At 74.6% G+C, this 20675-nt stretch carries 21 protein-coding genes; 7 read left to right on the top strand and 14 right to left on the bottom strand.

The features are described from left to right. Positions 1 to 63: 63 nt before the first annotated feature. On the bottom strand, positions 64 to 540 hold the full coding sequence (locus tag ACZ4WH_RS12275) for a rhodanese-like domain-containing protein (protein WP_468179380.1): 477 nt from the start codon (positions 538 to 540) through the stop codon (positions 64 to 66). Positions 541 to 634: 94 nt separating this feature from the next. Here ACZ4WH_RS12275 and ACZ4WH_RS12270 point away from each other — a divergent pair, with 94 nt between their 5' ends. Continuing rightward, positions 635 to 1081 carry an Lrp/AsnC family transcriptional regulator gene (locus tag ACZ4WH_RS12270; RefSeq protein WP_468179378.1) on the top strand — a complete coding sequence of 149 codons (447 nt, stop codon included), beginning with the start codon at positions 635 to 637 and terminating at the stop codon, positions 1079 to 1081. On the opposite strand, the gene ACZ4WH_RS12265 is transcribed toward ACZ4WH_RS12270, so the two are convergent. The 5 genes from ACZ4WH_RS12265 to ACZ4WH_RS12245 form a co-directional block, all read right to left on the bottom strand. After that, the gene (locus tag ACZ4WH_RS12265) at positions 1078 to 4071 is read right to left on the bottom strand and encodes an AAA family ATPase (protein ID WP_468179376.1); all 2994 of its coding nucleotides are present in this window, start codon (positions 4069 to 4071) and stop codon (positions 1078 to 1080) included. The genes ACZ4WH_RS12270 and ACZ4WH_RS12265 overlap by 4 nt on opposite strands. Further along, positions 4068 to 5231: an exonuclease SbcCD subunit D gene (locus tag ACZ4WH_RS12260; RefSeq protein WP_468179374.1), complete on the bottom strand. Its 1164-nt coding sequence runs from the start codon at positions 5229 to 5231 to the stop codon at positions 4068 to 4070. Before ACZ4WH_RS12260 ends, ACZ4WH_RS12265 begins: the two co-directional genes overlap by 4 nt. A 107-nt stretch (positions 5232 to 5338) precedes the next feature. Beyond that, positions 5339 to 5965, bottom strand: a complete 627-nt coding sequence (locus tag ACZ4WH_RS12255) for a YigZ family protein (RefSeq protein ID WP_468179372.1) — start codon at positions 5963 to 5965, stop codon at positions 5339 to 5341. A gap of 36 nt (positions 5966 to 6001) precedes the next feature. Continuing rightward, entirely contained in the window at positions 6002 to 6544 is a 543-nt protein-coding gene (locus ACZ4WH_RS12250; RefSeq protein WP_468179370.1) for a SixA phosphatase family protein, read from the bottom strand. A 235-nt stretch (positions 6545 to 6779) separates the two neighbouring features. Continuing rightward, positions 6780 to 7805, bottom strand: a complete 1026-nt coding sequence (locus tag ACZ4WH_RS12245) for a hypothetical protein (RefSeq protein ID WP_468179368.1) — start codon at positions 7803 to 7805, stop codon at positions 6780 to 6782. A 142-nt stretch (positions 7806 to 7947) separates the two neighbouring features. Here ACZ4WH_RS12245 and ACZ4WH_RS12240 point away from each other — a divergent pair, with 142 nt between their 5' ends. Next, positions 7948 to 8355 carry a CoA-binding protein gene (locus tag ACZ4WH_RS12240; RefSeq protein WP_468179366.1) on the top strand — a complete coding sequence of 136 codons (408 nt, stop codon included), beginning with the start codon at positions 7948 to 7950 and terminating at the stop codon, positions 8353 to 8355. A gap of 136 nt (positions 8356 to 8491) precedes the next feature. Beyond that, complete coding sequence (locus tag ACZ4WH_RS12235; protein WP_468179364.1) at positions 8492 to 9712, top strand: 4-hydroxybenzoate 3-monooxygenase; 1221 nt, start codon at positions 8492 to 8494, stop codon at positions 9710 to 9712. 9 nt (positions 9713 to 9721) lie between these two features. On the opposite strand, the gene ACZ4WH_RS12230 is transcribed toward ACZ4WH_RS12235, so the two are convergent. Further along, the gene (locus ACZ4WH_RS12230; RefSeq protein WP_468179362.1) at positions 9722 to 10087 is read right to left on the bottom strand and encodes an ArsR/SmtB family transcription factor; all 366 of its coding nucleotides are present in this window, start codon (positions 10085 to 10087) and stop codon (positions 9722 to 9724) included. Between the two features lie 61 nt (positions 10088 to 10148). Between ACZ4WH_RS12230 and ACZ4WH_RS12225 the strand changes: the two genes are divergently transcribed. Further along, a complete protein-coding gene (locus tag ACZ4WH_RS12225) occupies positions 10149 to 11189 on the top strand; it encodes a cation diffusion facilitator family transporter (RefSeq protein WP_468179360.1) in 1041 nt (346 codons plus the stop codon). Between the two features lie 621 nt (positions 11190 to 11810). Here the strand turns inward: ACZ4WH_RS12225 and ACZ4WH_RS12220 are convergent. Then, positions 11811 to 12368 carry a YbaK/EbsC family protein gene (locus tag ACZ4WH_RS12220; RefSeq protein WP_468179358.1) on the bottom strand — a complete coding sequence of 186 codons (558 nt, stop codon included), beginning with the start codon at positions 12366 to 12368 and terminating at the stop codon, positions 11811 to 11813. A 32-nt stretch (positions 12369 to 12400) separates the two neighbouring features. Further along, positions 12401 to 12973, bottom strand: coding sequence for an XRE family transcriptional regulator (locus ACZ4WH_RS12215; protein ID WP_468179356.1), 573 nt, complete (start codon positions 12971 to 12973; stop codon positions 12401 to 12403). A 109-nt stretch (positions 12974 to 13082) separates the two neighbouring features. On the opposite strand from ACZ4WH_RS12215, the gene ACZ4WH_RS12210 reads away from it, so the two are divergent. Then, the gene (locus ACZ4WH_RS12210; protein WP_468179354.1) at positions 13083 to 13940 is read left to right on the top strand and encodes an EamA family transporter; all 858 of its coding nucleotides are present in this window, start codon (positions 13083 to 13085) and stop codon (positions 13938 to 13940) included. A gap of 11 nt (positions 13941 to 13951) precedes the next feature. Here ACZ4WH_RS12210 and ACZ4WH_RS12205 read toward each other — a convergent pair whose 3' ends face one another. Then, on the bottom strand, positions 13952 to 14716 hold the full coding sequence (locus ACZ4WH_RS12205; RefSeq protein WP_468179352.1) for an acyltransferase: 765 nt from the start codon (positions 14714 to 14716) through the stop codon (positions 13952 to 13954). 109 nt (positions 14717 to 14825) lie between these two features. Here ACZ4WH_RS12205 and ACZ4WH_RS12200 point away from each other — a divergent pair, with 109 nt between their 5' ends. Continuing rightward, positions 14826 to 15353, top strand: coding sequence for a gamma carbonic anhydrase family protein (locus tag ACZ4WH_RS12200; RefSeq protein ID WP_468179350.1), 528 nt, complete (start codon positions 14826 to 14828; stop codon positions 15351 to 15353). Positions 15354 to 15368: 15 nt separating this feature from the next. Here the strand turns inward: ACZ4WH_RS12200 and ACZ4WH_RS12195 are convergent, their stop codons facing one another. Then, the gene (locus ACZ4WH_RS12195; protein WP_468179348.1) at positions 15369 to 16013 is read right to left on the bottom strand and encodes a DedA family protein; all 645 of its coding nucleotides are present in this window, start codon (positions 16011 to 16013) and stop codon (positions 15369 to 15371) included. Positions 16014 to 16265: 252 nt separating this feature from the next. Here ACZ4WH_RS12195 and ACZ4WH_RS12190 point away from each other — a divergent pair, with 252 nt between their 5' ends. Continuing rightward, positions 16266 to 17318 carry a lysylphosphatidylglycerol synthase transmembrane domain-containing protein gene (locus tag ACZ4WH_RS12190; protein ID WP_468179346.1) on the top strand — a complete coding sequence of 351 codons (1053 nt, stop codon included), beginning with the start codon at positions 16266 to 16268 and terminating at the stop codon, positions 17316 to 17318. A gap of 103 nt (positions 17319 to 17421) precedes the next feature. Here ACZ4WH_RS12190 and ACZ4WH_RS12185 read toward each other — a convergent pair whose 3' ends face one another. Genes ACZ4WH_RS12185 through ACZ4WH_RS12175 form a run of 3 tightly spaced genes read right to left on the bottom strand, consistent with a single transcriptional unit; the run spans position 17422 to position 20674 of the window. Then, the gene (locus ACZ4WH_RS12185; protein ID WP_468179345.1) at positions 17422 to 18699 is read right to left on the bottom strand and encodes a class I SAM-dependent methyltransferase; all 1278 of its coding nucleotides are present in this window, start codon (positions 18697 to 18699) and stop codon (positions 17422 to 17424) included. Continuing rightward, positions 18696 to 19877 carry a glycosyltransferase gene (locus ACZ4WH_RS12180; RefSeq protein WP_468179343.1) on the bottom strand — a complete coding sequence of 394 codons (1182 nt, stop codon included), beginning with the start codon at positions 19875 to 19877 and terminating at the stop codon, positions 18696 to 18698. The genes ACZ4WH_RS12185 and ACZ4WH_RS12180 overlap by 4 nt, the downstream gene beginning before the upstream one ends. Continuing rightward, positions 19874 to 20674: an alpha/beta fold hydrolase gene (locus tag ACZ4WH_RS12175; protein ID WP_468179341.1), complete on the bottom strand. Its 801-nt coding sequence runs from the start codon at positions 20672 to 20674 to the stop codon at positions 19874 to 19876. The genes ACZ4WH_RS12180 and ACZ4WH_RS12175 overlap by 4 nt, the downstream gene beginning before the upstream one ends. Position 20675: the final 1 nt, after the last annotated feature.

Here is a 20675-nt window from a genome sequence, read left to right as displayed (position 1 = left end):
GGGGTGCCGGGACCACGTGTGTTCGGCCGACCGACCGAGTGCCGCGCGGCGCGGGGGCGTGCGTCAGCAGCCGCACTCGCCCGCCACGGGTGCTGTCAGCGGGTCGGCGTCCCGGCGCGCCGGGCCCTGCCAGGTCTCGTAGGGGAAGCCCTCGCGGGCCCAGTACTCGAAGCCGCCGAGCATTTCCTTGACCCGGTAGCCGAGTTCGGCGAGGGCGAGGGCGGCGCGGGTGGCGCCGTTGCAGCCGGGGCCCCAGCAGTACGTCACCACCGGCACGTTCGTGTCGAGGAGCTGTCCGGCCTGCTCGGGGATGAGCGCGGTGGGCAGGTGGACCGCGCCGGGGATGTGGCCCTGGTCCCAGGACTCGGTGGAGCGGGAGTCCACGACGACGAAGCCGGGGTCGCCGCCGGACGCGAGCGCGGCGGCGACGTCGGAGACGTCGGCGTGGAAGGCGAGGCTCGCCCGGAAGTAGGCGGCGGCCTCCGCTGGAGCGGCGGGGTCGACGCGCAGGACGGGATTCTCGGAAGCCGTGTCGATCATGAGGGGAAATGTACGGTCCACTGGCCGCCCCCTGAAGGGACGATCCCCGGGCCTGCCCTTGCCCGGCCGGGGATTCCCCTGCTATCCATCCGGGATGACCGTGTATTCCCCGGACGCCACCGACTGGCGCATCCTCGACGTCCTCCAGCGCGACGGGCGGGCCAGCTACGCCGAGCTGGCGCGGGCCGTGTCCATGTCGCCGAGCGCCGTCACCGAGCGGGTCCGGCGGCTGGAGGAGGCCGGCGTGATCCAGGGATACGCGGCGGTGGTGGACCCCGAGCGGCTGGGCCTGCCGATCCTGGCGTTCGTACGGCTGCGCTATCCGAACGGCAACTACAAGCCGTTCCACGACCTGGTCGCGGCGACCCCCGAGATCCTTGAGGCGCACCATGTCACGGGCGACGACTGCTTCGTCATCAAGGTCACCGCGCGGTCGATGTCCCACCTGGAGGAGATCTCGGGCAGGATCGGCGCGCTGGGCTCGGTGACCACCAGCGTCGTGTACTCGTCCCCGCTGACGCGCCGGCCACTGGGCCGCTAGGCCGCTCCCCGCTGGCGCAGTGTCGAGCCCGAGCGGTCCTTGACGACCTCCAGTTGGGCATGGATCCGGCGGCGCAGGTCGGCGACATGGCTGACGATGCCGACACTGCGGTCGCGTTCACGCAGGGAGTCCAGAACGTCCAGGACCTCGTCCAGGGTCTGGTCGTCCAGGCTGCCGAATCCCTCGTCGATGAAGAGGGTGTCCAGGCGGACGCCGCCCGCCTCGTCCGTGACCACGTCGGCGAGGCCGAGCGCGAGCGCGAGCGACGCGAAGAAGGTCTCGCCGCCGGACAGGGTGGCGGTGTCCCGTTCCCGTCCGGTCCAGGCGTCGACCACGTGCAGCCCCAGCCCGGAGCGCCCGCGCCCGGTGCGGTCGTCGGAGTGGACCAGGGTGTAGCGGCCCGACGACATGCGCTGGAGGCGGACGGTCGCGGCTGCGGCGACCTGTTCCAGACGGGCCGCCAGGACGTACGACTCCAGGCGCATCCGGCGTTCGTTGTCGGCGGAGGTGCCCGCGGTGAGGGCGGCGAGCCGGGCCACGCGGTCGTGCTCCTCGCGCAGCGGGCCCAGCCGGCGTACGGCCTGGGCGGCCCGGGCGGAGAGGCGGTCCAGCTGCGCGCAGCAGCGGGCGGCGGCGTCGCGCGCGGAGGCGGCCTCGCGCAGCCGCCGTTCCGCCGCTGCCGCCGTCCGCTCCGCCGTGGCCGGGTCGGCGGGCGGCTGCTGGGCGGCCGCCGCGGTACCGGGCTCGACGAGGACCGCGCGGACGGCGGCCTCCTCCTGCTGCCAGGCGTCGAGGCGGTGCTGGAGTTCGCGGTGGGCGGCCGGGTCCAGGAGGGCCGCCGCGGCGGCCTGCGGGGTGTCGAAGCCGGCCCGGTAGGCGGCGTCGGCGAGGCGGGCGTCGGCGTCCTTCAGCCGCTGGGCGGCGTCCTCGGCGGCGCGCACGGCGTCGGCGGCGTCGGTGAGCAGGGCCGTCCGCCGCTCCAGCTGCGCGGCGCGCGCGGCCACGCTGTCGGCGGTGCCCCGGGCCTGCGCCAACTCCTCTTGCAGCTGGGTCCGTTCGTGCTCCAGCGTGTCGCGGCGGGTGAGCCGGGAGGCGGCCCGTACGGCGGCCTGCTGGCGGTCGGCGAGCCGCTGCTCGCGCTCCCGCTCGGCGCGCCGCAGCTCCTCCTGGGCGGGGTGCAGGGCGGAGGCCGCGCGGCGAGCGCGGGCGTACTCCTGCTCCAACCGGTCCGCCTCGGTGGCGAGTTCGGCGGTGGGCGGGTCGCCGGCCTCGGCGGTGGCGGCGGCCAGGGCCTCGCGGACCACGCCGAGACGCCGCTCGGCCTCGGTGTGCTGGTCCTCGGCCCGCTGGTAGGCGGCGAGGGCATGGTCCTCGGCCTCGCGGTCGACGTGTCCGGCGACCTTGCGGGCGGGGGCGGGGTGTTCGGTGGCTCCGCAGACCGCGCAGGGCTCGCCGTCGGTGAGATGGGCGGCCAGTTCGGCGGCGATGCCGTTCAGCCGCTGTTCCTTGACGTCGAGCCAGTGGGCGCGGGCGTCGAGGGCGCGCTGCCGGGCGGCGCGCGCGTGCTGCTGGGCCTGTTCGAGGTCGGCGGCGAGCTGGTCGCGGTTGCGGGCCGCGTCGAGCCGCCGCCGCATGGGGGCGCGCTGGACGGCAAGCTGTTCGGCGCGGGTGGCGGCCTCCTGGGCGGAGTCGACGCGGGTCTGGAGGGCCGCGCGGATGCCGTCCCAGTCGGCGAGCCAGGCCTCGGCCTCGCGCAGCACGTCCTCGTCGGCGCGCTCCTGCCGGTCGAGTGCGGCCCGCTCCTCGGCGAGTTCGGCGAGCCGCCGTTCGGCGCGCCGGGCCGCGTCCAGGCCGCCCAGTTCCTCGGCGACCCGGCGGGCGGCGGCGGCGAGTCCGCTCGCGCCCGCGTCGGCGTAGGAGTCGGGCAGCAGCCCCCGCGCGCGTGCCTCGGCCGCGGCGGCCCGGCGGTGTTCCGCCTCGGCGGCCTCCCGCAGCTCCAGCGCGGGGGCGACCGCTTCCGCCTTGCGGGCGCGCTCCATGCGCCGCTGGGCCTCCTGGTGGGCGCCGGCCCGCTCCTGGAGGCGCTCGGCGCGCTGCCGGGCCTCGGCGAACCGGGCCTGGAGGCGGGCGAGTTCGCGTACCTCGTCCAGGGCGCGGCGGGCCGCGGCGTGGGCCGACTCGGCGGCGGACAGCCGGCAGTGGGCGACGGTGAGGCGCTCCCGCGCGGTGCTGCGGGCGACGGCGGCGGCGCCGAGCACGGCCTCGGCCAGGCCCGGGTCGCCGGGGGCCAGATCGGGCAGCTCCATGGCGTCGCCGGCCTCCTGCTGCATGCGGTGGGCGTCCGCGAGCAGGGCCGTGTCACCCTCGCGCACGCGTGCCTCGGTGGCGCGGCGGCGTTCGGCGAGGCGCTTCTCGACGTCGGCGAAGCGCTGGGTGTCGAAGAGGCGGCCGAGGAGCCTGCCGCGGGCCTCGGCGTCGGCGCGTAGGAAGCGGGCGAAGTCGCCCTGGGGCAGCAGGACGACCTGGCAGAACTGCTCGCGGCTCATGCCGAGCAGCTGGGTGATCTCCTCGCCGATCTCCTGGTGGGAGCGGCTGCGGTCCTTCCAGACGCCGGCCGTGCCGTCGTACTCGCGCAGCCAGGTCTGGGCCTTGTCGACCGTCGTGCCCGTGCCCCGCAGCTTGGGGCGCTCCCACGGGGGCTGCCGGGTGATCTCCAGGCGGCGTCCGGCGACGGTCAGTTCGAGGCGGACCTCGGTGCGGGTGCCCGGCCGGGCGTGGTCGCTGCGCAGGGTCATGCCCTGGCCGTTCTGGCGGGCGCCGGGGACGGAGCCGTAGAGGGCGTAGCAGACGGCGTCCAGGACGGAGGTCTTGCCGGCGCCGGTGGGGCCGTGCAGCAGGAACAGCCCGGCGGCGGACAGGGCGTCGAAGTCGACGGTCTGGGCGCCGCCGAAGGGCCCGAAGGCGGTGATGTCGAGCCGGTGCAGCCTCACCGGGCCACCTCCCGCGCGGCGTCGTCGGCGCGCAAGGCGTCGAACGCCTCGCGCAGCACGGCCGCCTCGTGCTCGTCGGGTCCGGCGCCCCGCACATGGGCGACGAAGTCCTGGGCGATCTGCTGGTCGCTGCGGCCGGCGAGGCGGCGCGCGTACGACACCTGGGGGTCGTCCGGGGCGCGCTCGGGGGCGAAGACCAGGCTGAGGGTGTGCGGGAAGCGCTCGGTGAGGCGGGCCATGGGGTCGGCCGGGCGGACGGGGTCGGTGAGGGTGGCCTCGACCCAGGCGTCCTCGTGGCGGGTCAGCTCCGGGTCGGCGAGGAGGTCGTCCAGGGTGCCCCGGACGCGGGCGAGCGGGCGGGGCACCGGGCAGTCGAGGCGTTCGGCGGTGACCGCGCCTGCCGCGTCCAGGTCGATCAGCCACATGCTCTTGCGGTGGTCGGCCTCGGAGAAGGAGTAGGCGAGCGGTGAGCCGGAGTAGCGTACGCGCTCGGTGATGGTCTGGCAGCCGTGCAGATGCCCGAGCGCCACGTAGTCGACGCCGTCGAAGACCCCGGCCGGTACGGCGGCCACCCCGCCGACGGTGATGTCCCGCTCGCTGTCGCTGGCCTGGCCGCCGGTGACGAAGGCGTGGGCGAGGACGACGGAACGCGTGCCCCGCGCGCGGGTGGCGAGGTCGGCGCGGACGCGGTCCATGGCGGCGCCGAGCACGGCCTCGTGACCGGCCTTGTCGACGCCGAACTCGTCCTTCACCAGGGCCGGTTCGAGGTACGGCAGGCCGTAGAAGGCGACGTCCCCGTGGGCGTCCCGGAGCACGACGGGGGTGCCGGCGGCGGACGGCTCGGTACGCAGGTGGATGCCCGCGCGGTCGATGAGTCCGGCGCCGACGCCGAGGCGGCGGGCCGAGTCGTGGTTGCCGGAGATCATCACCGTGGGCACGCCGAGGTCCGCGAGGCGGTGCAGGGCCGTGTCGAACAGCTCGATCGCGGCGAGCGGGGGCACCGCGCGGTCGTACACATCGCCCGACACGACCACCGCGTCCACCTCGCGCTCACGCACGGTGGTGACGAGGTGACCGATGAACTCGGACTGGGCCCCGAGCAGGTTCACCCGGTGGAAGGCCCGGCCGAGGTGCCAGTCGGACGTGTGCAGGACTCTCATGATCCCCGAGACTAACGGCCGGGTCTGACATCACGGGCGGTTACTCCCGTACCAGCCCGTCACAACCCGCGCCACATGGGCCCGTTATGTCTGATTCGCTCCAATCGTCAGGCGTCTCCGTAGGCTTCGCCGCCGAGTTCGAAGACGGCCGTGCCCGCCGTCACATCGGCGAGCCAGGCGCGGAAGGCGTCCACGTCGGCGTCCGGCAGGCCGATCTCGATGGTGACGGCCTCCCCGTAACGGACGTCCCGCACCTCGCGTCCGGTGGCGCGCAGGTCGTTCTGGACCTTGCCGGCGCGCTGGTGGTCGACGGTCACCGTGGCCAGCCGGAAGCGGCGCCGGGTGATCGTGCCGAGCGCGTCCAGGGCCTCGCCGACCGAGCCGCCGTAGGCGCGGATGAGTCCGCCGGCGCCGAGCTTCACACCGCCGTAGTAGCGGGTGACGACAGCGACGACGTACCGCATGTCGCGGCGCAGCAGCATCTGGAGCATGGGCACGCCGGCGGTGCCGCCCGGTTCGCCGTCGTCGCTGGCCTTCTGTACGGAGGCGTCGGCGCCGATGACGTACGCCCAGCAGTTATGGGTGGCGTCGGCGTGCTCCTTGCGCACGGCGGCGATGAAGTCCTGGGCCTCCTGCTCGGTGGCGGCCGGGGCGAGGGCGCACAGGAAGCGGGAGCGGTTGATCTCGGTCTCGTGCACGCCCGCGCGGGCGACTGTGCGGTACTCGTCCTGCATCCCGCCAGCCTATGCGAGTGCCGGGAGGTCCCTCGGTCAGCTCTTCTTCTGCCCGCGCGGGACCGTGAAGGAGGTGAGCAGGGCCGCGCCCGGGGCGAGGGCCGGCCAGTCGGTGCCGTGCCAGGCGAGCACGGCGATGGCGCAGGTCGGGAACTTCGCGCGCACCCGGTCCAGGGAGTCGTCGAGGCCGTCCGCGGCCAGCGCCAGCACCAGCTCCTCCAGACCGGGGTTGTGCCCGATCAGCAGCAGCGTCCGCACCTCCGGCGGCACCTCGTGCACGACGTCCAGCAGCTCCGGTACGCCGGCCGCGTACAGCCGCCGGTCGTAGCGCACCGGCGGGGGCGTGGCCCACTCGGCGGACACCAGCTCCCAGGTACGGCGGGCGCGTACGGCGGTGGAGCACAGGGCGAGGTCGGGCAGGGAGCGGGCGGCGAGGGCGCGTCCGGCGGCCGGCGCGTCCCGCAGCCCACGCGGCGCGAGCGGCCTGCGGTGATCCTCGACACCCTCGGGCCACGCGGACTTGGCATGCCGCAACACCACCAGCCGCCGCAACGGCCCCACAGCCGCCGGCGCGCTCACGAGGGGCTCCCTACACCACACGCCGCGAACAGCCCGCACCGGCCCTCGACACCCTCGCCCCAGGCGGACTCGGCGCGCCGCAACGGCCCCACAGCCGCCGGCGCGCTCAAGGCGCGACTCCCGACACCACACGCCGCGCGCAGCCCGCACCGGCCCTCGACACCCTCGCCCCAGGCGGACTCGGCGCGCCACAACACCGCCAGCCGCCGCAGCAGGCCCGTACCCGCCGGGGCGCTCACGCGGGGCTCCCGAGGTCGCGCGCGAGGTCCAGGCCGAGCAGGCGGTCCGCGTAGGCGTACGTCTCGAAGCGGGCGCCGTCGGGCAGGTCCGGGGCGTGCGCGACGTCCCGCAGCACGTCCAGCACCCCCGGCAGGTCGAGATCGTTCTCCCAGGCGGCCCGCAGGCGTCCGCGCACCTCTTCGGGCACCGGTCGTGAGGGCCGCCGCGCCCATCCGGCCACGGCCCGCCGCCAGTCGGCGAGCTGCCCGGCGGCCCGTTCCAGGGCGGTGGCGTCCAGTCGCGCGGGCTGGTACCGGGGGACGGAGAGCAACGCGAGCCGCAGCGCGGCGGGGTCGGAAAGGAGGGCCGGGAGCCACGGCTGCGAACCGACCCACTCCACCGGCGCCACAGCGGCCAACGGCCCCTCCCCCGGCACTCCCGGCGCAAAGCCCGCCATCGGATCTCCGGCCGACCGAGCCCCGGGTGCCGAGCCTTCGGCCCGCGGGACCGGCGCCGGGCCCGTGACGGGTCTCTCGGCCTGCTCGCCCGGGGCCACGGCCGACGTCACGCCCTCGCCCCGCGCTTCCGGTGCCACGGCTGGCGTCGGCCGCTCAGCCGACTCCCCCGGCAACACGGTCGGCGTCGGCCGCTCAGCCGACTCCCCCGGCGCCACACCCCCTACCGGCCCCTCACCCCGCTCCCCCGACCCCGCACCCCACCCGCTCGTCACGTCCCACCGTGCGACGTGGATGGCCTGGGCCTCGCCCAGGCCGGAGGCGAGGTCGCGGTCGTCCTCGAAGGGGCGGATGGACAGGTGGGTGGCGGCTGTGCGGAGTTCCGGGCGGTCGCGGGGGGCCGTGAGGATCGTCCAGACCGGGGTGCCGCCCAGTTCCAGGGCACGGACGAGCAGGTCGGCGGTGAGCAGCACCCGCAGCGCCGTCGGGTCGAGGCCGGAGGCGTGGGTCTCGATGCGGGTCAGGCCGCGGCGGGCGGGCGCGGCGGGGACGGGCTCACCGGTTCGGGCGTCGTGAATGCGCAGCACGGAGCGAGCGTAGGCGGGTGAGCGGCCGTATGCAGCAGCTTGCGCCGATTCCGGACAGCGTGGCGGGGTACGGCGGGAATCCACACCCGCCACGGCGATGTTGCTCCGACGCAGAGTTCCCCGCAGCCCGAGGAGGCGGCCGATGTACGGCGACGAAGCGACGATCCGCAGGATTCTGACCGAGCTGGGCGACACCTGGGCGGTGGTCGGCCTGTCCTCGAACCAGAACCGGCCCGCCTACGGCGTGGCGCGGGTGCTCCAGCGGTTCGGCAAGCGGATCGTGCCGGTGCACCCCAAGGCCGAGACGGTGCACGGGGAGCAGGGTTACGCCTCCCTGGCCGACATCCCCTTCGACGTGGACGTGGTCGACGTCTTCGTGAACAGCGACCTGGCCGGCGCGGTGGCGGACGAGGCCGTGGCCAAGGGCGCGCGGGCGGTGTGGTTCCAGCTGGGAGTCGTCGACGAGGCCGCCTATGAGCGGACCCGGGCGGCGGGTCTGGACATGGTGATGGACCGGTGCCCGGCGATCGAAATTCCCCGCCTGAGCTAGCCTGTCTCATCTTCTGGATGAGGTCGTGGTGACGGACGCCCCCGCGCACTGACCAATCGGCGCGCTGACCGCGCCCGCCGCACCCACGGTGTCCCGTCGGCCGCCCGGCTGACGGGACACCGTCATAATCCCCGGCGTGACGCCTCCTTCCCCCCAACCCGAGTCCCCTTCCCCCTCGCACCGTCCGGTCGTCGTCGTGGGCGCCGGACCGGCCGGCCTGACCGTCGGCAACATCCTGCGCGCCGCCGGTGTCGACTGCCTGGTCCTGGAGACCGAGAGCAGAGCGTTCATCGAGCAGCGGCCGCGCGCCGGCGTGATCGAGGAGTGGGCCGTACGCGGCCTCGAACAACGCGGCCTGGCCGGTGACCTGTCGAAGCGCGCCGAGCGGCACACCGAGTGCGAGTTCCGCTTCGACGGCCGCGGTTACCGCTTCGCCTACACAGAGCTGACGGGGTACCACCACTGGGTCTACCCGCAGCCGTTGCTCGTGACCGATCTCGTGCGCGAGTACGCCGACGTGCGCGGCGGGGAGATCCGCTTCGGCGTGCGGGACGTACGCCTGCACGACCTGGACTCGGACCGGCCCGCCGTGTCGTACACCGACCCGGACTGCGGTGAACGGCACCTGGTGACCTGCGAGTTCGTGGCGGGCTGCGACGGGGCGCGCGGGGCGAGCCGGGCCGCGCTGCCGCCCCGGGCGCGGATCTCCCGGCACGACTACGGCATCGGCTGGCTGGCGCTGCTGGCCGAGGCGCCGCCGTCCTCGGACCGCGTGCTGTTCGGCATGCACGCGAACGGGTTCGCCGGGCACATGCCGCGCAGTCCCGAGCTGACCCGCTACTACCTCCAGTGCCCGCCCGGCGACGTCCCGGACGCCTGGTCCCACGAGCGGGTCTGGGCCGAGCTCCAGCGGCGGCTGCGCGCGGCGGACCGCCCGCCGCTGACGGAGGGGCCGCTGCTGGAGAAGCGTGTGCTGGACATGCACAACTACGTGGTGGAGCCCATGGTGTTCGGCCGGCTGTTCCTGGCCGGGGACGCCGCGCACCTCGTCGCGCCGATCGCCGCGAAGGGCATGAACCTGGCCCTGCACGACGCGTTCCTGCTCGGTGACGGCCTCGTCGCCCAGCTGACCGAGGACGACGCCACCGGCCTGGACGGCTACTCGGAGGCCTGCCTGCGCCGGGTGTGGGACTACCAGGAGTTCTCGCAGTGGCTCTCCGAGATCTACCACGGCACCTCCTCCGGCGACCCCTACCGCGCCGGCACCACGCTGGCCCGGCTGCGTCGGATGTTCACCTCACCGGTCGCGGCGGCGGCCTTCGCCGAGCAGTACCTCGGGACGGCCGGCGCGTTCTGAGCGAGCCGGTCAGCGCGCCGCTCCGCCGCCTCCTTCGGCGAGGCGGTGGTCGGCCGCCCTCAGGGCCTCCTCGACCACGCGCCGCACGTGTCCGTGGCGCAGTGAGTAGATCACCCGGCGACCCTCCTTGCGGGTGTCCACCACCCCGGCCAGCCGCAGCCGGGCCAGGTGCTGGCTGACGGCCGGCCGGGCGGCGCCGCACGCCTCGGTGAGCGTGCTGACGTCGGCCTCGCCGGCGGCCAGGGTGTGCAGGAGGGCGAGCCGGGTGCGGTCCCCCAGCAGGGCGAGGAGTTCGGCGGCGAGCGCGAACTGCTCCTCGCCCGGGCTGCGCTCGTGCGCATGGTGCGCAGATGATAGGTGCATGCGTGCGCTCATACGCACATAATGGCTCCGTGGGCGCCGTGCGTCCACTCCCGCACACCGGAAGGGGATCGACGTGAGCGACCGGCATCCTCATGAACACGGCCCGCACGAGCATGCGCACGACGCCCCCGGCCTGCGGCACCGCCTGGCCCATCTCCTCACCCCGCACTCCCACGAGACCGCCGGGAAAGTGGACCCGGCACTGGAGTCCTCGGCGCGCGGCATGCGCGCGCTGTGGGTGTCGCTGGCCGTGCTGGGGGCGACCGCGCTGGCCCAGGCGGTCGTGGTGGCCGTGTCCGGGTCGGTGGCGCTGCTCGGGGACACGGTGCACAACGCGGCCGACGCGCTGACCGCCGTACCCCTCGGCATCGCCTTCGTGCTGGGCCGCCGGGCGGCGACCCGCCGGTTCACCTACGGGTACGGCCGTGCCGAGGATCTCGCTGGGCTGGTGATCGTGCTGACCATCGCCGCGTCGGCGGCGTTCGCCGCATGGGCGGCTGTCGCCCGGCTGCTCGATCCGCGCCCGGTCGCGCAGGTGCCGGCGGTCGCGCTGGCCGCGCTGCTCGGCTTCGCCGGCAACGAGTGGGTGGCCCGGTACCGGATGCGGGTGGGCCGGGAGATCGGCTCGGCCGCGCTCGTCGCCGACGGGCTGCACGCGCGTACCGACGGATTCACCTCGCTGGCCGTGCTGCTGGGCGCCGGCGGGTCGGCGCTGGGGTGGCGGTCGGCCGACCCGCTCGTGGGGTTGGCGATCACGGCCGCGATCGTGCTGGTGCTGCGGGACGCGGCGCGGGAGGTGTTCCGGCGGGTGCTGGACGCCGTCGACCCGGCCCTGGTGGACCGGGCCGAGCACGCGGTGCGCGCCGTTCCGGGGGTGCGTGGGGTGGGCGAGCTGCGCCTGCGCTGGATCGGCCACCGCCTGCGGGCCGAGCTGTCGGTGGTGGTGGACGGCGAGGCGACGCTACGACAGGCCCACGCGATCGCCGTCGAAGCGGAACACGCCCTGCTCCACGCCGTACCACGCCTGACAGCCGCCCTGGTGCACGCCGACCCGGCCCCGACCCCCGGAGAAGCGGACCCACACCTGACACTGGCCCACCATGCGACGACCTGAGTGGGGCCGGGGGCCGACGGGAGGCGGGGCGGCGCAGCGGGCGTGCGGCGCGGCGGGCGTGCGGCGCGGCGGGAACGAGCGAGACCCGGCATGCGACGGGCGTGCGGCGCGGCAGGAACGAGCGACGCCCGGCAGCACGGCCGGCGTGCGGCGCGGCGGGCGTGCGGCTGGTGGGAGCAAGCGAGGCCGGGCGGCGCGGCGGCTCAAACCGCGACGGGATCGACCACGGCCAGGCGGCGCGGCCGGCGTGCGGCGCGGCAGGAACGACCGAGACCCGGCAGCACGACCGGCGTGCGGCGCGGCGGGAACGAGCGACGCCCGGCAGCACGACCGGCGTGCGGCGCGGCAGGAACGAGCGACGCCCGGCAGCACGGCGGGCGTGCGGCTGGTGGGAGCGAGCGAGGCCGGGCGGCGCGGCGGCTGAGACCGCGACGGGATCGACCAGGGCCAGGCGGCACGGCGGCATGCGGTCGGCGGGAACGACCGACGTCGGGCGGCATGGCGGCGTACGGGCGGCCGGACCGAATCGGCGGCCTGGCAGCACGGCGGTGTATGGCTCGCCGGAGCGCGCTGAGGCCCGGCAAGCACGCGCCGTGAGGGGGCGGCAGACAGCCTGAGGTGTCAGGCGATGCCCAAGTTGTCCAGTACCACCGCGCCGGGCAGGTCGGCCAGGAGCTTGCCCGGCAGGAGGAGCTTGCCGCGGCGGCGGCCGCTGCCCACCAGGACGTAGGGCAGGTCGACGACGGCCGAGTCCACCAGGATCGGCCAGCCGGTGGGCAGGCCGAGGGGGGTGATGCCGCCGTACTCCATGCCGGTCTCGCCGGTCGCCGTCTCCATCGAGGCGAACGAGGCCTTGCGGGCGCCCAGTTGACGCCGGACGACGCCGTTGACGTCGACCCGGATGGTGGAGAGCACCACACAGGCGGCGAGCGTGGTCTCGCCGGCCCGCTTGCCCGCGACCACCACACAGTTCGCCGACCGCTCCAGCAGGTCCCGGCCGTAGTGCTCCACGAAGACGGCCGTGTCGGCCCACTGCGGCTCGGTGTCGACGTACAGAATCCGGTCGGCCGGAACCGCCCCCCGCCAGTCGCGTACGGCGTCGGCGACGGGAGCGGTCAGCTCCTCCAGGCAGTCCGGGGCCGGGACGGCGGTGTCGAAGTCTCCGATGGGTGCGCGCATGGCCGCACGCTAGCAGCCCCTTCCGGCGCGGTTCAGCGCACCGGCGGCACCGAGACGGCCATCACCATCTCCATGGGTTCCGCACCCTCGTTGCCGTACGTGTGCGGCGTACCGGCCTCGAACGTGGCGCTCGCCCCGGTCGGCACCAGGTGCTTCACCCCGTCCACGGTGAGGGTCAGTTCACCGGCGGTGACGTGGACGAGTTCCACCGTGCCCGCTGGATGCGGGTCGGACGGGCTCTGTTCGCCGGGCATCAGCCGCCAGTCCCACATCTCCAGCGGGCCGGGCGCCTCCGTGCCCGCCAGCAGGCGGTTGTAGCTGCCGGCCTCGGTGTGCCACAGCCGTACGGCCTGCTCGGCGGGGACGATGCGGACCTTGGGGCCCTGTTCGTAGTCGAGCAGCGTGGTGATGCTGACGCCGAGCGCGTCGCCGATCTTGACGACGGTGCCGATGCTGGGGTTGGTCCGGGCCTGCTCGATCTGGATGAGCATGCCACGGCTGACCCCCGCGCGGGCGGCGAGCGCGTCCAGGGTGAAGCCGCGTTCGGTGCGCCACCGTTTGACGTTGCGCGCCAGGGACTGGGTCAGCAGGTCGAGGTCCGACACGTTGTGTCCAATATCCGGGAAGTTCAATATTATTGATAGATCAGTTCAATGAACTGGACTACCGTGAGGTGCACCTGATCGTTCACCGAACTGTACTGCGAGGCCGGCCGTGACAGCATTCTTCGCCCTGACCACCAGCCTGCTGTGGGGGCTGGCCGACTTCGGCGGCGGACTGCTGACCCGGCGTACCCCGGCGCTGACGGTCGTGGTGGTCTCGCAGGCCATCGCTGCGGCCGTCCTCGGCGCGATCGTGGTCGCCACGGGCGGCTGGAGCGAGGCCGGACCCCGGCTGTGGTTCGCGTTCGCGGCCGGCCTGGTCGGACCGGTGGCCCTGCTCTCCTTCTACAAGGCCCTCGCGCTCGGCCCCATGGGCGTCGTCTCCCCTCTCGCCACCCTGAGCGTCGCCGTGCCCGTCGGCGTCGGCCTCGCCCTCGGCGAGCGGCCGGGGCTGCTCCAGGCCGCGGGCATCGCGGTCGCCGTCACCGGGGTGGTCCTCGCCGGCGGCCCGCAGCTGCGGGGCGCGGCCGTGCAGCGGCGCGCGGTCCTGCTCACCCTGGTCGCCGCGCTCGGCTTCGGCACGGTGTTCGCGCTGATCACGGAGGCCTCGACCGACGTCACAGGTCTGTTCCTCGCGCTGTTCGCGCAGCGGCTCACCAACGTCGCGGTGGGCGGGGCCGCGCTCGCCGTCTCGGTCCGGCGCGGCGGCGCCGCCCTGCCGGAGGGGGGCTTCCCCTGGGCCTCGCTGCCCGCGCTGGCCTTCGTGGGACTGGCCGACGTGGCGGCCAACGGCACGTACGCCGTCGCCGCCCGGAGCGGTCCGGTCACCGTCGCGGCCGTGCTCGCCTCGCTGTACCCGGTGGTGACCGCGCTGGCCGCGCGAGGTTTCCTCAGCGAGCGGTTGCGCGCGATCCAGGCGGCGGGGGCGGGCCTGGCCCTGCTCGGCACGCTGCTGCTGGCGACCGGTTGAGCCGGTCCGCGTCAGCCCTCGGGCTCCAGCGCGGCGAGCCGCGCCACCGCGTCCTCCTCCAGATCCGCGAGCGCCCGCAGCTGCCCCGGCGTCATGCCGTCCGGGATCGGCACCGGGGCGGGGGTCCGCAGCGGCGGCTGCCAGCCCTCGTCGGGCGTCCAGCGCCGTACGACCTTGGCGGGCGCCCCCGCCACCACCGCGTGGTCGGGCACCGTGCCCCGCACCACCGCGCCGGCCGCCACGACCACGTTCCGGCCGATCCGCGCCCCCGGCAGGATCACCGCGCCGGTGCCGATCCAGCAGCCCGGGCCGATCTGGACCGGCTCCATCCGTGGCCACTGCCTGCCGATGGGCTCGTGCGGGTCGTCGTAGGAGTGGTTGGTGGACGTGACGTAGACGTACGGGCCGAAGTAGCAGTCGCTGCCGATGGTGACCGTGGTGTCCGCGATGACATGGCTGCCGCGGCCGAGGACCACGCCGTCGCCGATGCGCAGGATGGGCTCCGGGCCGAGGTCCAGGTCGGGCATCAGGCCGGCGGTGAGGGTGACCTGCTCGGCGATGATGCAGTGGGAGCCGAGCCGGATCCAGGGTTCGCCGAAGACCGTGCCGAGCGGGAAGGCCAGACGGGTGGCTTCGCCGATGGAGCCGAAGCGGAAGCCCGCGGGACGCTCGGCCGTGACGGACCCGTTGCGCTGCATCCAGGACCAGGCCGCGTGTACGGCTCGCTGCGCGAGGCCCTGTCGCCAGGATGAGAACGTGTTCTTGCGCTTCGGCACGGGGTCACGTTACTCACCGGTCGGTTCCGGCGGTGAGGGCGGGCTGCTGTGATCTTTGCCCCACCTGGTGTCGTACGGTGCCGTGTACCGCTGACACGAGGAGACGGTGATGACGCACAAGGCGCTGATCGTGGGTATCGGGGGCAAGGAGCCGCAGATCGACCCGGAGGCGTTCGTGGCGCCCACGGCGTCCGTGATCGGGGATGTCACGCTGCACGCGGGGGCCAGTGTCTGGTACGGGGCCGTGGTGCGCGGTGACGTCGAGAAGATCACCGTGGGGGCGCGGGCCAATGTGCAGGACAACGTCACCCTGCACGCCGATCCCGGGTTTCCCGTGAGCGTGGGCGAGCGGGTGTCCATCGGGCACAACGCGGTGGTGCACGGGGCCACCGTCGAGGACGACTGCCTCATCGGGATGGGGGCGACCGTGCTCAACGGGGCGGTGATCGGGGCGGGGTCGGTGGTCGCGGCTCAGGCGCTGGTGCCGCAGGGGATGGTGGTGCCGGCCGGGTCGTTGGTGGCGGGAGTACCGGCGAAGGTGAAGCGGCCCCTGTCCGCGGAGGAGCGGGAGGGGGTCACCCTCAACGGAACCTTGTACGCGGAGTTGGGCAAGGCGCACAAGGATGTGCACCAGTAGGAGTCCCGGGGCGGTTCACTCCCCCGCGCTCACCGGCTCCGCTTCCCGGTGGTCCTGCTGGGCCTTCTTCGCCTTGCGCTTCAGGATCAGCATGGAGGCCAGGCCGATCAGTACGGCCACCGCCAGACCCACGTACGAGAAGCGCTTCAGCCAGTCCTCGGCGACGATGCCCACGTAGTAGATGACGGCCGTGGTGCCGCCGGCCCAGCAGATGCCGCCGAGGACGTTGGCGATCAGGAACTTCCAGTACGGCATGTGCAGGACGCCCGCGAGGGGACCGGCGAAGATACGCAGGAGGGCGACGAAGCGGCCGAAGAAGACCGCCCACATGCCCCACTTCTCGAAGGACCGCTCGGCGGTGGCGACATGGCCCGCGCTGAAGTGACGTGGGAACTTCCTGCCGAGCCAGGCCAGCAGCGGGCGTCCGCCCTTGCGGCCGATGGCGTAGCCGATGGAGTCGCCGATCACCGCGCCCGCGGTCGCGCAGGCACCGAGGACCACCGGGTCGACGCCCGAGTGCTGGGAGGACATCAGCGCCGCGGAGACCAGGATGATCTCCCCCGGCAGCGGGATGCCCAGGCTCTCCAGACCGATCACCAGAGCCACCACGGCGTAGACGGCAGCCGCCGGCACCGAGTCGAGCCATTCCTGGACGTGCACCGCCGGTTCCTCCCCTGTCGCTGTCCTTGCCCGCCGGGTCGTCGCATGTAAAGCGCGCCCCAAGGGAAGGCTACCTGGTCGGTGGTGAACGGCTGCCTGCCCGCGCCCGACCGGCGGCACCGTCCCGCCCTCGCCCCTTTCGTTTCCGGCCATCCCGGTGTCACGCGGGAGGGGAAGGCTCTCCGCGGTTCCGCCCGGCCCGCCTCCCCCAGGTCCCCGCCGTGGGGCCCGCCGCGGAAGGACGACGTCCCCGTGTCCTCACTGTCCCCGTCCCGCTCGCTGCCCCCTGCCACCGCTCCCTGTCCCGGGTCCGCCACGCCGGCCACGGGTCCCTGTCCCGTGACCACGGCTCCGGCCCGCCCGGCGTCCCGTATGTCCGCCCGGCCGGTACGGCTGGCCCTGTGCCTGGCTCCCCTGCTGCTCGCCGTCGGCTGGGGTGTGGCGAACCGGCCCGTGGTGTACGAGGGGGTACGGCGGCTGGTCGCGGCCGACCCGGGGTGGCTGCTGGCCGGAGCCGGCTTCACGTGTCTGACCTGGGTGGCCGCCTCCTGCGTCCGGCAGGGCGCCCTGCCCGACCCGTTGCCGCCGGGGCTGCTGCTGGCCTCGCAGTTCGCCGCCGGCGCCGCCAATCACGCGCTCCCCGCCGGGCTCGGTGCCCACGCGGTCACCCTGCGCTTTCTGCGCGGCCGGGGCGTACCGCTGGAGCGGGCGACCGCGTCGATCGGGCTGTACTCACTGGCCAAGTCCACGGCGAAGACGCTGGTCCTGCTGGTGTTCCTGGCGGTGTCCCCGGCCTGGCGGCGCCTCGGGGACCTGGTCCCGGACGGACGGCTGCTGGTGCCGCTCGCCGCCGTCGCGGGCGGGGCGGTCGCGGTGGCGGGGGTACTGCTGACGGTCGTACGGCCGTTACGGCGGCCGGTGACCGGGCTGCTGCGCTCCGCCCTGGCCGACGTGCGCGTGGTGCACTCCCGGCCCTGCCGGGTGCTCGCCCTGTGGGGCGGGGCGGTCGCGATGCCGCTGGTGCAGGCCGGCACGCTGGCCTGTGTCGGGGCCTCGCTCGGGCTGGGGCTGCCGTGGGAGCAGGTGGTGCTCGCCTACCTGGCGGCGGGCACGGCCGTCGGTGCGGTGCCCGCGCCGGGCGGGCTGGCGGTCGACGCGGCGCTGGTGTGGACGTTGGTCACGTTCGGCGCGGGGCCCGCGGTGGCGACGGCCACGGTGATCGGGTACCGGGTGCTGTCCGACTGGGTGCCGTTGCTGCCGGGGGCGTTGGTGTTGTCGGCGTTGATCCGCGCGAAGGTGTTGTGAGCCGGTTCGCCCACCCACCCACCCGACTCGGGTGTTGACGAGGCGCCCTTGAGGGTGTTCGTGCGCACCCGACTCGGGTGGTGGGGAGATGCCCTGGGAGGCGTCAATCCCTGCGGGCCACCAAGCGGTAGGCGTTGGACAGGCCCAGGTGGCGGGACAGGGGGCGTATCGCGAAGCGGTCCAGGAGGGTGGCGGTGAGGAGGGCCGGGACGCCGGCCAGGAGGAGTGCGGTGCGGGCGGCGCGGTGGAGCGCGTTCGGTGGTTCGGGGAGCCAGGGCGCGTCCTCGCGGGGGGCCATGTGGTCGAGGGCGAGCCAGACGGCGGCCAGCAGGTCGACCGGGTCGTGGGCCTCGGCGTGCTGCTCCGCGACCACCGTGAACCCCAGGTCGGTGAGCCGGCGGCGCAGATTGGCGACCGGCATGAAGTGCAGGTGCTGCGGCTGGAGCCAGGGCAGCCACCAGCGGCCGAGGAGCCGGGCGTAGCGGCTCTCCGGGTCCGGGACCTCGATGAGGACGTGGCCGCCGGGGCGTACGGCTCGGTGTGCGGCGCGCAGTTCGCGGTCGGGGTCGGTGCTGTGTTCCAGGTAGTGGAACATGCTCACCACGTCGTAGCGGGCGGTGAGTTCGGGGACCAGGTCGGGAAACGCGCCGCGGTAGGCGTGCTCCACGCGGCCCTCGCGGGCGGCGAGTTCGACGCCGTCGGTGAAGTCGAGCCCGTCGAAGGCGGTGTCCGGCAGGACGGCGCGGGCCGCCGCGCAGAAGTGGCCGTGACCGGTGCCGACGTCGAGCCAGGTCTTCGGCGCGGGGTCGTACGGCAGCATGGCCTCGGCGCGGCCCAGGTACATCGCGCCGCGCCCGCCGAAGGTACCGCTCATGCGCTGCTCGCCGAGGCCGTCGTAGAAGTCGCGGTAGTAGAAATCCAGGCCTTCGGCCGTCAGTCGGGGGTTCTGGAAGACGTGGCCGCAGTCGGCGCAGCGGTCCAGGGTGAAGCGGCCGGGCTTGTGCTGGAGCAGATCCGTGGTGCGCAGGCGGGGGACGAGCCGGCCGGAGGAGCACCAGGGGCAGGTGGTGCGCCGGGGGGCGAGGAAGCGGTCGGTGCCGGCTTCCAGGTCGGCCCGGTAGGCGAGGCGCAGGACGGCGACGCGGGCTGCCTTGTCGACGGGGTTCTGCTCGGGGGCGTCCTGCTCGGGCGTGTCCTTCTCAGGCGCGTCCGTCCCAGGCGTGTCCTTCTCAGGCGTGTCCTTCTCAGGCGCGTCCGTCCCAGGCGCGTCCGTCCCAGGCGCGTCCGTCCCAGGCGCGTCCGTCCCAGGCGCGTCCGTCTGAGAGGCGCCGGTTCCATGGGCGTCCGTCTTGAAGACGTCGCTCTCACGCGCGTCGCTCATCGGCTCTCCGTTGCCAGTCGTTCGAGGTGGGTCGCGGCCGTCGGGGCGCCGCCCGCCGCGCGGAAGGCGGTGCTGGTCCGGACGGCGGCGGCCCGGTGGGCGGAGTCGTGCAGGACGGTGTCGAGGGCGGCGCCCAGCCGGGCCGCGGTGACCCGGCCGAACCGGACCCGGACGCCCGCGCCGCAGTCCACGACCTGCCCCGCCACCACCGGCTGGTCGTCCCGGATGGGCGCGACGACGAGCGGGACGCCGTGCCACAGGGCCTCGCACACGGTGTTGTGGCCCGCGTGGCAGACGACGGCGTCCATCCGCTCCATGAGCGGGAGTTGGGGTACCGACGGCAGGATCAGGATGTCCTTGTCGTCCGGCACCGCGGGCAGGGTGCCGCCCGGGTCGGCGATCACCGCCTGGACGCGGGCGGCACGGTCCCGCAGCGCGGTCAGGGCCTCCGCGAGAAATCGGCCGCCGGCGTCGGCGTTGGCCGTGCCGAGCGTCACCAGGACCTTGGCCCGGCCGTGGTCCAGCCGTTCCCACGGGAATCCGGGCCCGGCCGGGCGGTCGGCGAGGGACGGGCCGACGTAGTGGACGTGCGGAGCCAACGGCGCCCGCGGACCGATGAGTTCCGGTGTGCTGAACACCAGCAACAGGTGGGGCGAGAAGCGCGGGTCGGCGGTGCCGGACGGGTCGCCGACCCGGGCGCGCAGCTCGGCCAGATGCTGCCGGAGCCGGTCGGCGACCTTGGGCAGGCCGTCGTAGGCGCCGCTGAACTCGGCGGACGTGGTCGCGGAGGTGGCCCAGGGCAGCCCGAGGCGCTCCGCCACCAGGGCGCCGGCGAAGGCCTGCTGGTCGGCGACGACCACATCGGGCCGGAACGCGGCGACGGCCGCGCGGACCCCGGGCGCCATCGCGTGGGCGAGCGGCACCAGATACCACTCCCACAGGAACTTCAGCGCCTCCGCGCCCCGCAGGTCCGGCGGTCGTACGGCGCCCTCGGCGCCCGGCACCGGACCCGCGCACTGGAACACCACGGCGTCCGCGCCCGCGAGCCGCCGTACCAGCGCGGGGTCGGCGCACGCCCAGGCCACCCGGTGGCCGTGCGCGGTGAGCCGGGCGGCGACGCCGACGGCCGGGTTGATGTGCCCGGTCAGCGGCGGGACGACGAAGAGGAAGCCGCTCACCGGACGCCCGCCCCCGACGAGACCAGGTCCAGGATGTGCGCGCCGACGGTGCCGGGCGCCTCGACCAGGACCGAGTGCTCGTGCCCCGGCAGGACGACCGCCCGGAAGTCCGGGAGCAGCCGCCGCTGCGCCGGTACCAGGTCCGCCAGGTCCGAGTCACCGCCGTACACACCGAGGACCGGGCAGCGTACGGCCCTGATCTCGGCCTCGGTGAGCACACGGCTGGCGGGGATGTCCCGGCCGAGGGTGGTCTCGCGGGCGAGCCGGGCCGCGCCCTTGGCGAGGCGGGCGGTGTTGTGGCCGCGATGGGCGGTGATCCAGGCGAGCGCGTCCGGCTCGTTGTGCGCGAGTTCGGTCACCACCCGGCGCAGGATGCGGCCGAGTTTGGCGGCCCACGCGGCCGTGGCCGGCTCGGACTCGATCAGGGTCAGGGTGGCCGCCCGGCCGGGGTGGCGGGCCGCGTAGCCGAAGGCGATGGTGCCGCCGTAGGAGTTGCCGACGAGGTGCGCGGGCCCGGTCACGCCCAGTCGGTCCAGGAGCGCCGTCAGGTCGTCGATGTTGTGGTCCAGGGTGTAGCCGTGCGGCGGGCGCTCGCTGCGGCCGTGGCCGCGCAGGTCGTACATGACGACGTCGAGTCCGGCCGCCGCGAACGCGGGCGCGACGGTGAAGTAGTAGCTCGCCAGGCTGTCGGTGAGCAGTCCGTGCACGAGGACGACGGTGGAGTGCGGGGTGCGGCCGTCCGTGGGGCCGATGCGCTGGACGTGCAGCCGGATGCCGCCGGCGTCGACCATCGCCATC

The organism is Streptomyces sp. NPDC029138, from assembly GCF_055564375.1.
Note: the sequence above shows the minus strand (reverse complement) of the source record. Positions and strands in the feature narration are given on the sequence as shown.